This is a genomic window from Microbacterium sp. STRO-1N, from assembly GCF_057748015.1.
This window is the reverse complement of sequence record NZ_CM173234.1, coordinates 154,448-169,404: the sequence shown is the minus strand read 5'-3', so window position 1 is coordinate 169,404 and position 14,957 is coordinate 154,448. Positions and strand designations below refer to the sequence as shown.

12 protein-coding genes are annotated in these 14,957 nt (G+C 68.8%); 3 read left to right on the top strand and 9 right to left on the bottom strand.

The genetic code is table 11. The annotated features are described in order from the left end of the window. Window positions 1–40 precede the first annotated feature (40 nt). The gene (locus tag AC3ANJ_RS00875) at window positions 41–2,698 is read left to right on the top strand and encodes a penicillin acylase family protein (RefSeq protein WP_488317789.1); all 2,658 of its coding nucleotides are present in this window, start codon (window positions 41–43) and stop codon (window positions 2,696–2,698) included. 119 nt (window positions 2,699–2,817) lie between these two features. Here AC3ANJ_RS00875 and AC3ANJ_RS00870 read toward each other — a convergent pair whose 3' ends face one another. Both AC3ANJ_RS00870 and AC3ANJ_RS00865 read right to left on the bottom strand, forming a co-directional pair. Beyond that, on the bottom strand, window positions 2,818–4,572 hold the full coding sequence (locus AC3ANJ_RS00870) for a heparinase II/III domain-containing protein (protein WP_488317788.1): 1,755 nt from the start codon (window positions 4,570–4,572) through the stop codon (window positions 2,818–2,820). A gap of 120 nt (window positions 4,573–4,692) precedes the next feature. Further along, on the bottom strand, window positions 4,693–6,066 hold the full coding sequence (locus AC3ANJ_RS00865; protein WP_488317787.1) for an MFS transporter: 1,374 nt from the start codon (window positions 6,064–6,066) through the stop codon (window positions 4,693–4,695). 51 nt (window positions 6,067–6,117) lie between these two features. On the opposite strand from AC3ANJ_RS00865, the gene AC3ANJ_RS00860 reads away from it, so the two are divergent. Both AC3ANJ_RS00860 and AC3ANJ_RS00855 read left to right on the top strand, forming a co-directional pair. After that, window positions 6,118–6,876, top strand: a complete 759-nt coding sequence (locus AC3ANJ_RS00860; RefSeq protein ID WP_488317786.1) for an alpha/beta fold hydrolase — start codon at window positions 6,118–6,120, stop codon at window positions 6,874–6,876. Between the two features lie 325 nt (window positions 6,877–7,201). Continuing rightward, entirely contained in the window at window positions 7,202–7,723 is a 522-nt protein-coding gene (locus AC3ANJ_RS00855; RefSeq protein ID WP_488317785.1) for a HipA N-terminal domain-containing protein, read from the top strand. 41 nt (window positions 7,724–7,764) lie between these two features. Here the strand turns inward: AC3ANJ_RS00855 and AC3ANJ_RS00850 are convergent, their stop codons facing one another. The 7 genes from AC3ANJ_RS00850 to AC3ANJ_RS00820 are packed head-to-tail and all read right to left on the bottom strand — an operon-like array spanning window position 7,765 to window position 14,868. Next, window positions 7,765–8,589: a DUF2510 domain-containing protein gene (locus AC3ANJ_RS00850; protein WP_488317784.1), complete on the bottom strand. Its 825-nt coding sequence runs from the start codon at window positions 8,587–8,589 to the stop codon at window positions 7,765–7,767. A gap of 14 nt (window positions 8,590–8,603) precedes the next feature. After that, window positions 8,604–8,993: a monovalent cation/H(+) antiporter subunit G gene (gene mnhG, locus AC3ANJ_RS00845; protein WP_406247743.1), complete on the bottom strand. Its 390-nt coding sequence runs from the start codon at window positions 8,991–8,993 to the stop codon at window positions 8,604–8,606. After that, complete coding sequence (locus AC3ANJ_RS00840; protein WP_406247745.1) at window positions 8,990–9,259, bottom strand: MrpF/PhaF family protein; 270 nt, start codon at window positions 9,257–9,259, stop codon at window positions 8,990–8,992. The genes mnhG and AC3ANJ_RS00840 overlap by 4 nt, the downstream gene beginning before the upstream one ends. Then, window positions 9,256–9,852, bottom strand: coding sequence for a Na+/H+ antiporter subunit E (locus AC3ANJ_RS00835; RefSeq protein ID WP_488317783.1), 597 nt, complete (start codon window positions 9,850–9,852; stop codon window positions 9,256–9,258). The genes AC3ANJ_RS00840 and AC3ANJ_RS00835 overlap by 4 nt, the downstream gene beginning before the upstream one ends. Beyond that, on the bottom strand, window positions 9,849–11,402 hold the full coding sequence (locus AC3ANJ_RS00830) for a Na+/H+ antiporter subunit D (protein WP_488317782.1): 1,554 nt from the start codon (window positions 11,400–11,402) through the stop codon (window positions 9,849–9,851). The genes AC3ANJ_RS00835 and AC3ANJ_RS00830 overlap by 4 nt, the downstream gene beginning before the upstream one ends. After that, on the bottom strand, window positions 11,399–11,938 hold the full coding sequence (locus tag AC3ANJ_RS00825; protein WP_488317781.1) for a Na(+)/H(+) antiporter subunit C: 540 nt from the start codon (window positions 11,936–11,938) through the stop codon (window positions 11,399–11,401). Before AC3ANJ_RS00825 ends, AC3ANJ_RS00830 begins: the two co-directional genes overlap by 4 nt. Next, window positions 11,938–14,868 carry a Na+/H+ antiporter subunit A gene (locus tag AC3ANJ_RS00820; protein ID WP_488317780.1) on the bottom strand — a complete coding sequence of 977 codons (2,931 nt, stop codon included), beginning with the start codon at window positions 14,866–14,868 and terminating at the stop codon, window positions 11,938–11,940. Before AC3ANJ_RS00820 ends, AC3ANJ_RS00825 begins: the two co-directional genes overlap by 1 nt. Window positions 14,869–14,957: the final 89 nt, after the last annotated feature.

Here is a 14,957-nt window from a genome sequence, read left to right as displayed (position 1 = left end):
AAACCGGGTCTCACAGCCCTACCCGAAGGAACCCCTGACGATGACGACAGACGAGGCCATCCCCGCGGCACCACGCCGCTCGGTCGGGCGCCGCATCGGCACCGCCCTGCTCGCCGTGATCGCCGCCCTGGTCGTGATCGCGGTCGTGGCAGGATTCTTCGTCGCGTGGACGATCAGCCGCTCGTTGCCGCAGACCTCCGGCACGGTCGAGCTCGACGGTCTGTCGGAGACCGTGAGCGTGCAGCGCGACGCCTCCGGCATCCCGACCATCACGGCCGACAGCTCCGGCGACCTCTTCTACGCCCAGGGCTTCGTGCACGCGCAGGACCGATTCTTCGAGATGGACTTCCGCCGGCACGTGACCAGCGGCCGGGTGGCCGAGATGTTCGGCGAATCGCAGGTCGCGACCGACATGTTCCTGCGCACACTCGGCTGGCGCGACGTCGCCGAGGAAGAGGTCGCGGCGATGGATGAGACCACGCTCGGCTACTACCAGGCGTACGCGGACGGCGTGAACGCGTATCTCGCGACGCGCAGCGGCGCCGATCTCAGCCTGGAGTACGCCGTGCTCGGCATCCAGAATCCGGATTACGAAGTCGAGCCGTGGGAGCCGGCGGACTCCGTCGCCTGGCTGAAGGCCATGGCATGGGACCTCCGCACCAACATCGAGGACGAGACCGAGCGTGCGATCCTGGCATCCCAGCTGGGCGCTGACGGCACGGATGCCGCGACGACGCAGACACTGCTGGAGAAGCTGTATCCGGCATACCCGTTCGAGCAGAACCCGGTGATCGTTCCCAAGATCTCCACCGTCCCCGCGCTCGGCTCCGACACGACGGCCGAGCCGGCCGCGTACACGGCCCCGACCGACGGCGAGGCCGACGCCCAGGCCGCCATGACGACGGTGGACTGGCAGGAGGCCGACTCCGTCATCGAAGCCGCGAGCCTGCTCGTCGGCGACGTGGGTGAGGGCATCGGCTCGAACTCGTGGGTCGTCTCCGGTTCGCTGACCGAATCGGGGATGCCGTTGCTCTCGAACGATCCGCACCTCGGCGCCTCGCTGCCGAGCGTCTGGTATCAGGTGCAGCTGAAGTGCTCCGAGGTCACCGAGGAGTGTCCGTTCGACGTGGGCGGCTTCTCGTTCTCCGGCCTGCCCGGCATCGTGATCGGGCACAACGCCCAGGTCGCGTGGGGATTCACGAACCTCACCACCGACGTCACCGACCTCTACGTCGAGCGCGTCGACGGCGATTCGTACTGGCGCGACGGCCAGCTCGTGCCGCTGGAGGTCCGCGAGGAGACGATCAGGGTCGCCGGTGCCGCCGACGTCCCCCTGACGATCCGCGAGACCGTGCACGGCCCGATCATCTCCGGCCTGACCGATGACTTCACCGAGGTCGCCGACGATCCTGTGGTCGGCTCCGGCGGCACGGTGCTTCCGCTGGCCGGTGCGCCGGAGGTCCCGGAGGGTGACTACGCGATCAGCCTGCGCTGGACGGCGCTGGACGTCGGCACCGCCTCGACCGCGATCTTCGCGCTGGCCACGGCGCAGGACTTCGACGACTTCCGCCATGCCGCATCCCTCTTCGATGTTCCGGCGCAGAACCTCATCTACGCGGACGTCGACGGCAACATCGGCTATCAGACCCCCGGGCGACTGCCGACGCGCGGCGCCGGCGACGGCTGGCTGCCGCAGCCCGGCTGGGACAGCGCGTACGACTGGACAGGGTTCATTCCGTTCGAGGAGCTCCCCGTGGCGTACAACCCGGCATCGGGATACATCGTCACCGCGAACAACGCGATCGTCACGGACGACTACTCGCACTTCCTCTCGCGCGACTGGGACTACGGCTACCGCGCAGCGCGCATCGCGCACATGATCGAACGGCGCGCAGCAGCGGCACCGCTCACCGCACAGGACATGCGCCAGATCCAGATGGACAACGAGATGTGGATCGGCAAGCAGCTGGCCACGGCGATGGGCGGCATCGAGGTCGACGGCAAGGGCCCGCAGGCCGCCGTCTCGCTGCTGCGCACCTGGGATGCCCAGAACAGCGCCACGTCGGCCGCGGCGGCGTACGCGAACGTGCTGTGGTCGAACCTCGCGCAGAACATCTTCGCGAATCGCGAGACGCCGCTGCCGTTGGGGAGCCAGAGCCGTCTGTTCGCGGTGGTCGGCGGGATGCTCGACGATCCTGCCGACCCTCTCTGGGTCAACGAGGCGATCGACGTGGACGGCATGGACGCGATGCTGAAGCTCTCGGCCGAGCAGGCGTACGACGAACTCGCAGGGCTGCAGGGCGAGACGCCGTCGCGCTGGAGCTGGGGAGGCCTGCACGCCCTCAGCCTGGTCAGCGACACCCTCGGCTCGTCCGGGATCGCCCCGATCGAGTGGCTGTTCAACCGCGGACCCTACACAGTCGGCGGCGGCCCGTCGATCGTGAACGCCACCGGGTGGGAGCTCGGCGAGTCGTACGCGACGACGACGGTCCCGTCCATGCGGATGGTCGTGGACATGTCCGATCTGGATGCATCCAGCTGGATCCACCTCACCGGCGCCTCAGGGCACGCCTTCGATGACCACTACACGGATCAGACCGCGGACTGGGCGGCCGGCGTGCAGCGGCACTGGGCGTTCTCAGCGGACGCCGTGGATGCGGCGACGGTCGAGACGCTGGTGCTGCGGCCGAAGGGCTGATCCGCCCCTCGTTGAGGAGCCTCCCCTCGTTCGTTGAGCGAGCCGGAGGCGAGGCGAAACGCGGTCACCGCTGATCAGCAGTCCCCGCGTTTCGACTCGGGCGGCTCCGCCGTCCTCGCTCAACGAACGAGCTGGGCGGTGATCGTGCACCGGGCATCGGCGGCGGTGCGCACGAGGTCCAGGAAGTGCGCGGTGGCCGGATCGCCGTCGTGCGTGCGGAACCCGGCTTCGCCGGTGCGCGGCTCCCACCCGTCCGACCACGTGACCCGCAGGGCGCCGTGCGCGCCGCGGATGATGGCGGCGTCACCTTCGAGGCCGATCGGGAACAGCGATACGAGTCGGTCGACGATCTCCACGGCATCCTCGGCGGCGAACTCGTCGTCGATGGTGAGCGTCGCGTCCGCGAATGTCAGGGCGCGGGTCACTCGCCGGAGCCCGGGAACCTCGTAGGCCGACGTGAGGTCGAGCACCAGGCGTCCGTCCGACGGCGCGGTCTCGACGACGATCGCCTCGGCATCCCGTCCGTGGCGCTGGTGCGTGCCGCCGAGGATCGGCACACTGTGTCCCTGCGATCCCGCGGAGATGCTGTCATACCGGGTGTCCAGCTGGAAGTAGGCCCCGTCGTAGAAACCCATGCCGAGCTCGCTCAGCAGCGGTTCGCCGTTCACCGCGAGCACGAACGACCCGAGATCGTTGTGATTGTGCGGCTCGTCGTTGTGCCCGGCCTTCGCGGCGAAGCCCAACTCGTTCCCTCCGGACGCTGCGCGGACCACGAGCCACTCGGCATCAGGGAACCAGGCTGTGGATGCCGCGGCATCCGGAACCTCGTCGGCGGCGTCGCGCGCCCAGACGAACTGCCGGATCACGGGGCCCCAGTTGTGCGACCAGCCGCCAGGGGACCAGAACTCGCGGGAGACCGCAGCAGACGGATCCCTGGACTCGACCAGCCCGGCCAGCGCGGGGGCGACCATGCCGTACGGCTCGGCATCGGAGAACGCCGCGACCGCTCGTCCACCCAAGGAGACGCCGCGCGGATAGCGGGCGATCGCCGTGATCTTCTCCTGCTGCGGGCCGTTCCAGAGGTCGACGCCGGTGCGCTGCCGCAGCGCCTGGGCGTAGTAGACGAAGTGCCCGAAGCCGTAGTTCCAGTAGTTCAGACCCTCGACGCAGATGCCGTCGTCTCCGTATCCGGCGAGCAGAGCATCCATCGCGGCGGTGCAGCGATCGAGAATCCCCTCGAGTCCGTCGGCCTCGAGGTGCATCGCGGCGATGCCGATGCTCGCGGCGCAGACGGACGACCAGTTCGTCTCGACGCTCTCCCAGGGCCACGTCCGCTCACGGAACGGCGTGAGCACGCGGCGCTCGATCTCACGACGGACCCGCGCGATGACGAGCGGGTGGAGGCGGTCGCCCAGGAGCGTGCAGATCTCGGCCAGCGCGAAGGCGGTCTCGGCCGCGAACAGATCGATGCTCTCGTCGTGCGGAACCTCCGGACCCGGAGAGGACAGCTCGAAGATGTGCGCCGGCAGGGCCCAGGCGTACTCGTCGCAGATCGCCCAGAGAACGTCCTCTGTCGCCGAGATCGGGACCTCGTCGCTGAGCAGCGCACCGATCGCGGCGGCGAACAGGCGTCGACGCCGATCGAAGTACAGGTCCTCGAACGCCTGGCGGTCGCCGGTCACGTCGAAGCGCGCGTAGTCGGAGAACCCCCACCAGGGAATCGGAGTGCCGGCCTCGGCGAGTGCGCGGTCGAGGAAGAGCCGGGCGCGCTCGGCGACCCACCGGTTCCGGATCGGCGCGCGCCACAGCTCGGCCGAGCGCGCTTCGGCGAAGACGGCTTCGGCGGTACCGCCGTCGAGAGTGGTGTGCGACACGAGTGTGCTCCGTTCCTCTCGGTAAACGTATGCCGTGCGGGACCGAAGCGCATCTCGGAACCGCCATGGGGCCGGAAGCCCGCCACCGGCGGAGATCGCGACCGCCTCTCCGGTCACGCTTCAGGCGGGTTCCGCCATCGCGGTGTCGCCGTTCGCGTGACCATGATCCCGTTCCGGTCCCGCTGCCGCCCGCCGCGCGATCCATCGGATCCCCGCCGCCGACCCGAGGAAGACCACGCCGAGCACGACCCACCCGACGGACCCGTACGTGATCGCGGTGGCGTTGACGACGATCGGTGCGGCGAGCGCGCCGACCGAGAATCCCATGCCGAACACTCCCTGGTACGCACCCGCGCGAACCGGGTCGGCCAGTTCGAAACTGAGCCCCCATGCGCCGGCCTGCGACAGGATCTCGGCGAAGGTGTGCAGCACCGCGGCGGCGAGCAGGATGACGATGGCCGACCAGGTCGGCAGGCCGGCCGCGAGCGCGTACACGATGCAGGCCGCCGCCATCAGCCAGCCGGCGATCATCGTGACGCGTCCGGCGACGCGCACATCGTGCGTCCCACGGGAGGCCCGCACCTGGAACAGCACCACAAGAGTGGTGTTGAGGATCAGGATCGCGGCGACCACGACTTCAGGAGCGGTGGTGCGCTCGGTGATCCACAGCGGCACGCCGAGCTCGGCGACGCCGAACTGCATGCCGAAGATCGCGGACAGCAGGGTGAGCAGCAGGTACCGGCGGTCCCGCCACGGGGAGCGGCGGCGCCAGTCGAGGCGCGCCACGCGCGCGGCATCCGCGGTGTTCCGGGTGTCGATCGACCCCGTCTCGGTCCGCACCGGCTCGACGGCGCGCGTCGGCGCGTCGACCGAAGCCGGCAGACGCAGGAGCGGCAGAGTGCCCAGGATGCCGATGACACCGGCCCCCACGATGACGGCCCGATACGCCTCGGGGGTTCCGAGCGCCAGCGCGATCGCAGCGATGCCTGACCCGAGCGCGATCGACAGGTTCGTGACGGTGCGCAGCACCGCACGCGCATGGACGCGTTTATCAGGGGCGAACCCGCGGGCGATGATGGCCGACCGCGACGAATGGCCGATCGTGTCGAAGAATCCGGCGAGCGTGGCGATCACCAGTGCGGCCATGAACGTGTCCGCGAACGCGTACGTCGCCAGCAGAACCGCACCGAGCGCTTCGAAGGCGAACGTGAGTCGACGGGCGCTCCAGCGGTCAGCGAGCCAGCCGCCGAGGAAAGACGCGAGGACGCCGAACGCGCTGGAGACGGCGAGCACGACGGCCGCCTCACCGGCCGACAGGCCGATGATCAGCGTGAAGTACAGCACCGTGACCGACAGGAACACGCCGCGGCCGATCCGCGACACCGCCGTCGATGCCACGAGCGCGCGCAGCACCGGGTCTTCGAGCGAACGACCGATGCGTGCGCTGAGGCTCGGCTTCGTGCTGGTGGGGGCGGAAGGGTCCTGCGAGATCACACACCAGTCTCACACGACCGGCAGACACCGCCCGTCGGATATCGTCCTCATATGCCGACCCGCCTGCTCGCCCCGGAGGGCGTCCCCGCCACCGTCGATGAGTTCGATCACGGCGGCGCGACGCTGATCGTCGAAACGTTCGGCGAGGGGCGCCCGTTCGTCCTGCTGCACGGCATCGGCATGGGCCGCAGCGTCTACCTCGATCTGACCCAGCGGCTGCACGGACGGGTCGTCGCCGTCGATCTTCCCGGTTTCGGGGAGGCACCGGAGCCGGAGCGCACCTTGACGATGGCCAGGCACGCGGATCTCGTCGCCGCCTACCTGCGCTCCGCCGGCATCACGGATGCCGTCGTGATCGGTCACTCGATGGGCAGCCAGATCGCCGCGGAACTGGCTGCACGGCATCCGGACCTCGTCGCGGGTGTCGTCCTCGCGGGCCCTTCGGTGAACAGTGCCGCCCGGACGATCACCGCGCAGGCGGGGTACCTGCTGTGGGACCTCCTCGGAGAGTCCCCTACCGTGCTCTGGCGCGGTGCCAGGGAGTACCTGCGCGGAGGGCCCCATCTGATCCGCAAGATGCGCGCGATGATCGTGCACGAGCCGGAGGACGCGTACCGACGCATCCGGTGTCCGGCACTCGTGCTTCGCGGCGAAAGCGATCCGCTGGCTCCGATGAGCTGGTGCCAGGAGATCCTCGAGTGCATTCCGAGCGCCGAGCTCGCCGTGATCCGCGATCACGGCCACGAAACCCTCATCAGCGACGCGGAACCCGCCGCCCGGCTGATCCAGGACTTCGCCGCACGCGTGTGAACGTCATCGTGCGATGTTCCTTTGTGGCCGAACGTCCACTTATGCAAATGTGGACGATCGCTCACATTTGAGAATGTGGTTGATCGCCCACATTGACGGGAGTCGCATCGTGACGACAGTGCAGTCCATGGCCGAGGCGGGGGCCGCACTGCGCGCCCGCCGCACGGAGCAGGGTCTGTCGCAGGCCGCGGTCGCCCGTCGGGCCCGCGTCTCGCGCGAGTGGCTCAACGAGTCGAGAACGGCAAGAGCAGGTTCGATTTCCAGCTCTACCTCGCGGCGTGCGAGGCGCTCGACCTCGACGTCGTCGTGCAGAGGAGAGCGACGGATGCCTGAACTCGACGCGTACCTCGATGGCATGCACGTGGGACAGTTTCAGCAATCGTCAGGCGGGGCCATCACCTTCCATTACGGCGAGCAGGCCACGATGCGGACTCCCCTCTCGCTCTCGATGCCGCGCACGCTCACGGCACACAAGCAACGGGCAGCCCGCCCCTATCTCGAAGGCCTCCTGCCCGACAATCCGGGTGCGCTCGAGGCCATCGCCAACGAGTACCAGACCAGCCCGAGATCGATCTTCGGGCTACTGGCCGGTGTCGGCCGCGACGTTCCCGGCGCACTGCAACTGATCGCCCCCGATGCCCGTCCCGATGACGCGGCGCACGGCGCCCCGACCGGCGAGGAGATCGATGACGAGGACATCGCCGAGCGCCTCAGAACCGTGGCGAGAATCCTGCAGGGCTCGCCTACGGCACTCGTGAGCGCAGCCTCTGATGCCGGCCGAGACGACATGGCGGCAGCGGCCGAGCGGAACTTGGCGCGGTTCTCCCCCGTGCGCTTCGACGTCTGACACACTGTGCTCCGGCCCCGAGCGGCAGTGTGAACCGCGCGTCAGCGCACCGGCGGCGGCACCTCCGGAAGCACCATCGCGTACCGCCGGGAGCGCGTGAGCAGCAGGACGAAGACCGCCAGTCCCGCGAAGATCACGCCGAACGGGATGCCGAGGAACGCGAGAACCCCGCCGATGGCCTCTTCTCCCGCCGAGGCCAGGCCGATGCCGAGCGCACCGACGACGAGCGCGAGAACCGCGATCGCGGCGATGATCCACCCAGCGATCATCGAGATGAGATAGCCGCGCGGGCCGAAATGCCCTGGCCGCACCCCGATCTTCATGCCGACGTACCAGCTCCAGCGGGTGCCCGTCCACCAGCGGCCGACCTGCCCCGTGACCGGATACCACCCGGCACCCGGCCCTTCGACATCGCCGGGCAGCGGGCGCACGGCGACGTCCGCGAAGGGCGGACCCTGCGGAGCGGGCAATCGGCGCAGACCCTTCGTGGTGATGCCGCCGATGAGCCAGACCGCCCCGGCTGCTGCCATGAGGATGGTCGTCAGCGCAAAGGCGTCGTTGCCCGACATGATTCGAGTGGACAGCTGCATCGCAGCGAGCACGAGGAACACGATGCCGAGCACGATGCCGGTCGCCGCCGGCTCGACCGCGAAGGCATCCGGCTTCGGCCTGCCGTCCCTGACGCGATAGGGCGTCCAGATCGCGCCGTCCCACCACCGCACGTCCGACGTGCCTGGCACGGTGTACCAGCCCATCGGCAGAGCGACCGGCGGGACCGCGCGCTCGTTCGCCGTCCACTGGATTCCGTCCCACCACCGCTGACGGCCTGGCGTCCCTGCGTCGTACCACCCTGCGGGCGCTGACATCCGCTCTCCTCCGCTCAACCCGCGCCGGGCGGGGTCTGCTTGGAATCCGCCAGTTCGTCGACGACGAGATGACGCTGGTCGGTCGTCCCGTTGCGATACGCCTGCCGTCCGACCATGTGCGCCGAGAGCGGGGCGGTGGCGAACTGCATCAGCACCACAGGGGCCACCAGCGCGGCACCGATGAGGATTCCGCCGATCGACCGTTGCGACAGCGCGATCGCGATGCAGATCAGCAACAGCCCGAGCACCTGCGGCTTCGTCGCCGCGTGCAGCCGTGAAGGCACGTCGCGGAAGTGCAGCAGCCCGACCGCCGCAGACAGGCACAGCAGCGCGCCGCCCAGGATCAGGATGAGCACGGCCCAGTCGACGACGACGTCGGGGATCTCGAGACCGAAGACGTTCATGGGGTCGTGTTGTCCCTTCTCGCCACGTACCGCGCGACCGAGATGGAGCCGAACACTCCGACCGCGGCGATGATGAGCAGCACCGGGATGCTGCGGGTGTGCCCGTTGATCGCCATCTCGGCGCCGAGCACGCACATCACCTCGGTGAGCAGCACGTCGGAGGCCACGGCCCTGTCGAGGATCGATGGTCCTCGGACGATCCGGATCACCGTCAGGATCGCGGCGACGCCGAAGACCACCATGATCGCCATCAGCAGAATGTTCATCGCAGACCTCCCGCCCGTCCGTCGTGCGCGGCGAGCGCTCGCTCGTCGTCCTTGAGTGCACGGTACTGCGCCGGACTTCCCAGCGCGCGCACGATGCGCCGCTCCCAGCGCAGCACCTGCTCGCGCTGCCGGTCGACGTCGGCGGCGTTGCGCACGCCGATCACGTGCAGGTAGAGGATGCAGCGATCACGATCCGCCTCGACGATGAGCGAGCCGGGGATGAGGGACGACGTCACCGCGACGTGCGTCATCACGAGGTCGTCCGCGTACCTCAGCGGAACCGCCATGATCGCCGCCCCCGGCTGGTGACGGAAGTCGAACACCTGGACGGTCACGCTGAGCGCGCCGCGGAGAACGGCGAAGAGGAACTGCGCGAGGAACAGCGCCGCGTACCAGAGGTTGATCCGTCCGCTGAGCTCGACCGTCGGCAGGCGGAACACGCGCGTGACGAAGATGGCGACGACGAGTCCAGAGACGAACGAGAGCACGGTGAACTGCGCCCACAGCAGCATCCAGAGCACGACCAGCCACGCGAGGAACGGCAGCTGGAGCATGACCGCCTGGAACAGGCCGCGGCGCGTGTCGGGGGTCACGGGTCCACCTCCTCTTCCAGCTGCACGAGGCTCACCGGCTGCAGCAGCGCGTCGCCGATGCGGTCGCACAGCGCGTACAGGGGCCCGGCGAACACCGTCAGCGCGACGGTGACCGCGACCATGCCGCCGGTCGCGATCGTCATGATCTTCGGGATGCGCCGGCGCTCCTGCTGCTCGTCGGCGGCCGGGGCGTTGCCGAGGTACGAGATGCGCCCCTCGGTCTCGCTGGAGTCCTCCTCCTCGCGCCAGAACGCGAGGTTCCAGGCGCGCATCAGCGCGTACAGCGTCAACAGGGAGGTGATGATGCCGCCGAAGATGAGCACCATCATGATCGGCGTGCCCACCGACGCGGCCGCCTCGAACAGCGCGAACTTGCCGATGAAACCCGAGAACGGGGGCAGGCCGCCGAGGTTGATCGCGGGGACGAAGTACAGCACGGCCAGGACGGGCGCCGCCTTCATGAGGCCCTTCACCCGCAGGATGCTGGTGCTGCCGGCTCTTCGCTCTATGAGTCCCACCGCGAGGAACAGCGTGGTCTGCACGACGATGTGGTGGACGATGTAGTAGACCGTGGCGCCGACGGCCGCCGGTGACACGATCGCGAGGCCGAAGATCATGTAGCCGACGTGGCTGACCAGCGTGAACGACAGGATCCTCTTGAGCTCTGCCTGCGCCACCGCGCCGAGCACCCCGACGATCATGGTCGCGAACGCCACGATCAGCAGGAGCGTGTCGATGCTGTTCTCGGCGAACAGCTGCGTCTCGGTGCGGATCAGCGCGTAGACGCCGACCTTGGTCAGCAATCCGGCGAACACCGCCGTGACCGGTGCCGGCGCGGTCGGGTACGAGTCGGGCAGCCAGAACGAGACGGGGAAGATCGCCGCCTTGATCCCGAACGCGACGACGAGCATCAGATGCAGCACGAGCTGCGTCTCCTGCGGGAGCTCGGTCATCCGCTCGGCGATCTGCGCCATGTTCACGGTGCCCAGCGCGCCGTAGATCATGGCGATCGACGCGAGGAAGAGGATCGACGACACCAGCGACACGACGATGTAGACCGCACCGGTGCGGATGCGGGATTCGGTGCTGCCGAGCGTGATCAGCACGTAGGAGGCGACCAGCAGGATCTCGAACCCGACGTACAGGTTGAACAGGTCACCGGCGATGAACGCGTTGAAGATGCCGGCGGCGAGGATCAGATACGACGGGTTGAAGATCGAGATCGGGGTCTCGTCGGTGCCGTCCGCCGCGCCCTGGCCGATCGAGAAGAGCAGAACGGCGACCAGGACGACGCTCGACACCAGCACGAGAAGCGCCGCCAGTCGATCGACGTAGAGGATGATGCCGAACGGCACCGGCCACCCGCCGACCGAGACGGCGAGCGGCTCGCCGCCGTCGACCACGACGAGGAGGATGGCGGCGATCACGGCCACCGCGGCGAGGGTGGCCGCGGTGACGAAGATCTGCAGTCGCGGGCTGCGCCCGAACACGAGCGTGATGGCGGCGCCGAGCAGAGGCAGGGCGACGAGAAGAGGGACGAGGGCGCTCATGGGCGGCCCTCCTCGTCGTCATCGGGCCCGCGGGCCCCGTACGGGGAGTCCACGGGTGCGTCGTCGTGGATCGACGGATGGTCGCGCGCGTGCAGGACCGTGATGGGCGCGGTCTGCAGGCCGACGAAGTCGGTCGTCGCCTCCTCGTCCTCGACGTCGCCCTCGTCGTCGAGGACGTCCTCGTCGGCATCCGTGCGCTCGCGCAGAGCGATGTCGGCCTCGTCGTCCTCGAGCGTGTCGGCCTGACCCAGCTGCCAGGAGCGGTAGATCAGGGCGAGCAGGAACGCCGACACGGCGAAGGTGATCACGATCGCGGTGAGGGTGAGCGCCTGCGGCAGCGGATCGCTCACGTCGGTCTCGCCGTGGAACGGCGCGTTGCCAGGAACGCCCATGACGATCAGCAGCAGCAGGTTCGTCGCGTTGCCCAGCAGCAGGAAGCCGATGAGCACGCGGGTCAGGCTGCGTTCGAGCATCGCGTAGACACCGCACGCGAACAGCACCGCCATGACGAGGATCAGGGTCAGCGAGACGTCCATCAGACGTTCACCCCCCGCGCGCGCATCTCGAGCGCCTGCTTGTCGACCTCGGCGCCGAGGCTGCGCAGCACATCGAGCACCAGCCCGATGACGACGAGGTACACGCCGATGTCGAAGATCGTCGAGGTGACGAACTCGACATGGCCGATGAGCGGGATCTCCCACTCCCAGAACGAACTCGTCAACGGCGACAGCCCGAAGAACAGCGGTATGACCGCCGTGCCGACCGCGACGATGAGTCCGGCACCCAGCAGGCGACCGGCATCCGTCGGCGCGGCGGCGCCCAGCTCCCAGCGTCCGCCGGCGATGTAGCGCATGACGAGCGCCATGCCTGCGACGAGGCCGCCGGCGAATCCGCCCCCTGGGCTGTTGTGGCCGGCGAACAGCAGATAGATGGACACGACGATGATCGTGTGGAAAAGGATGCGGACGATCACCTCGAGCAGGATCGACCGGTTCTCCGGCTTCATCTTCTGCCCGCCGATGAGCCAGGCGCGCGGTGCGCTGCGGTTCTCGGCGGTCTGGAACCGCACGCCGTCCGTGGTCTCCACGAGCGGGTTGAGACGGGCCTTGCGACGCGTCGACCTCGGCAGCGTGCGCGTGGCGGCCAGCAGGTCGGCGCGGTGCGTGACGAACACGAGCGAGGCGACGCCCGTGGCAGCGAGCACGAGCACGGAGAGCTCGCCCATGGTGTCCCAGCCGCGGAGGTCCACGAGGGCGACGTTGACGACGTTCTTGCCGTGGCCGAGGTCGTACGCGAGATCGGGGAAGATGATCGAGATCGGATCGGCCACCCGCGATTGCGTCGCGACGATCGCGATGAGCGCCATGGTGACGCCGACCGCGATGCCGAGGATCGCCCTGGGGACGCGTCCGACCGACGCGTTGTGCTCGCCCATCCGCGCGGGCAGGCGCCGGAGCACGAGCGCGAACGTGACCATCGTGACGGTCTCGACGAGGATCTGCGTGAGTGCGAGATCGGGCGCCCCGCTGGTCGCGAACAGCACGACCATACCCAGGCCCGTCACCGACACCAGCACGACGCCGGTGTAGCGCTTGCGCGCCCGGACCGCGACGATGCCAGCGGCCGCCATGATCGGCGCGACGACCACCTGGGTCGGAGTGTGCCAGGCCGACAGATTGAGCTGGTCGACGTCGGCGGCGAGCAGCGCCGTGATCTCGGCCACGACGAGGACGATGAAGATCGTGCCGACATAGACGGGCAGCGAACCGCGTTGCGTGAGCGAGGTGGTGAAGACGGACAGCCGGTCGACGCTGCGGGTGACGAGGTAGTACGCGTCGGATGCCGTGAACGGCAGGATCCGCGGCTTGCGATCCCACCCCGTGCTCCTGGACAGCACGAAGACGCCGAATCCGAGCAGGATCGACAGCACCGAGATGGCGAGTGCGGGCTCGAACCCGTGCCAGAGCGCGAGATGACCCGGGCCCTCGCCGCCGACCCCCTCAGGGGCGGTGATCGCATATCCATGCAGGGCGATATCGACCGCAGGGGCGCCGATGCCGACCGCGAGAGTCGCGCCGGCGAGGATGATGGGCGCAGACAGGAACCCCACCGGGGGGTCGGGCCACGGTGTGTCCGGCATCCGATCGCCCTGCGCGTCGCGCTTGGTCCAGAAGGCGCCCCACAGGAATCGGATGCCGTAGGCCGCCGTGAGCACGGCCCCGAGCGAGACTCCGACGATCGCCACGATGCCCCAGGCGGATCCGGCGAGCGCGTCGTCGAGCAGGGCGGTGAGGGCGGATTCCTTCGCGACGAAGCCGATGGTCGGCACGATGCCGACCATCGACGCGATCGAGATGAAGGCGGCAGTGGCCATCACCGGCGCCTGCCGACCGACGCCGGAGAGCTCGGTGATGTCTCGGGTGGAGAGCTGCCGGTCGATCACGCCGACGATGAGGAACAGCGCCGACTTGAACAGCGCGTGCGCGATGACGAGGGCGAGGCCGGCGAGGGCTGCGGCCTGAGTGCCGTAGCCGATGACGACGCTGAGGAAGCCGAGCTGACTGACCGTGCCGAACGCGAGGATGCGCTTGAGGTCGGTCTCGCGCAGCGCCTGAAAACCGCCGAGCAGCATCGTGAAGACGCCGAGCGAGATGACGATCGGGCGCCACGGCTCGCTGAGCGCGAAGATCGGCGCGAAGCGCGCGATGAGGTAGATGCCGGCCTTCACCATGGCTGCCGCGTGCAGATATGCGCTGACGGGAGTCGGCGCCGCCATGGCGCCTGGGAGCCAGAAGTGGAACGGGAAGATCGCCGACTTGCTCAGCGCCCCGACGAGCAGCATCACGATCGCGGCGTTCACCATCGGCCCGGTGGGCGGCGCGGCGAGCATGGCCGAGATGCTGGAGGTTCCGGCATCCACCACCAGCAGCACGACACCGACGAACATGACGAGCCCGCCGAGGGTCGTCACCAGCAGCGCCTGCAGAGCGGCACGACGGCTGGCCGCACGACCGCGGTAGTGGCCGATGAGCAGGTACGACAGGATGCTGGTGAGTTCCCAGAACATCACGAGCATGACGAGATCGTCGGTCAGCACCAGGCCGTACATCGCACCGGCGAATCCGAGCAGGACGGCGGCGAACTGGCCGAGTCCGGCGGCGCTGTCGTGGAAGTACCACCGGCAGTACAGCAGCACGAGCGCCCCGACGCCGGTGACGATGAGCGTCATGACCCAGCCGAGCACATCCATGCGCATCGACAGATCAAGGCCGAGCTGAGGGATCCACGCGATCGACTCGAACGGCGTCGTGTCGGGGTCGAGCACCTGCGGGGTGAGGACGAGCGCGTGGACGAACGCCGCTGCCGGAACGAGCGCGGCGATCGCGAAGGCCTGTGCACCGAGCCACCGCACGAGCGCGGGAAGGACGAGGGACGAGAGGAGGAAGACCGCGAGGAGCGTCAGCATAGGCGGCTCCTCAATGGCTCGTCGGCCTCAGGGCTCAGGCGGGCAGGTCCGTGTCAGTTTACCGGGCGGAACCGTGGCGGGTCCTCGGT

Bases quoted from the DNA above. Each gene is read 5' to 3' on its own strand.
- AC3ANJ_RS00875 (WP_488317789.1), top strand. From the start codon at position 41: ATGACGACAGACGAGGCCATCCCCGCGGCACCACGCCGCTCGGTCGGG.
- AC3ANJ_RS00860 (WP_488317786.1), top strand. From the start codon at position 6,118: ATGCCGACCCGCCTGCTCGCCCCGGAGGGCGTCCCCGCCACCGTCGAT.
- AC3ANJ_RS00855 (WP_488317785.1), top strand. From the start codon at position 7,202: ATGCCTGAACTCGACGCGTACCTCGATGGCATGCACGTGGGACAGTTT.
- AC3ANJ_RS00850 (WP_488317784.1), bottom strand. From the start codon at position 8,589: ATGTCAGCGCCCGCAGGGTGGTACGACGCAGGGACGCCAGGCCGTCAG.
- mnhG (WP_406247743.1), bottom strand. From the start codon at position 8,993: ATGAACGTCTTCGGTCTCGAGATCCCCGACGTCGTCGTCGACTGGGCC.
- AC3ANJ_RS00840 (WP_406247745.1), bottom strand. From the start codon at position 9,259: ATGAACATTCTGCTGATGGCGATCATGGTGGTCTTCGGCGTCGCCGCG.
- AC3ANJ_RS00830 (WP_488317782.1), bottom strand. From the start codon at position 11,402: ATGAGCGCCCTCGTCCCTCTTCTCGTCGCCCTGCCTCTGCTCGGCGCC.
- AC3ANJ_RS00825 (WP_488317781.1), bottom strand. From the start codon at position 11,938: ATGGACGTCTCGCTGACCCTGATCCTCGTCATGGCGGTGCTGTTCGCG.
- AC3ANJ_RS00820 (WP_488317780.1), bottom strand. From the start codon at position 14,868: ATGCTGACGCTCCTCGCGGTCTTCCTCCTCTCGTCCCTCGTCCTTCCC.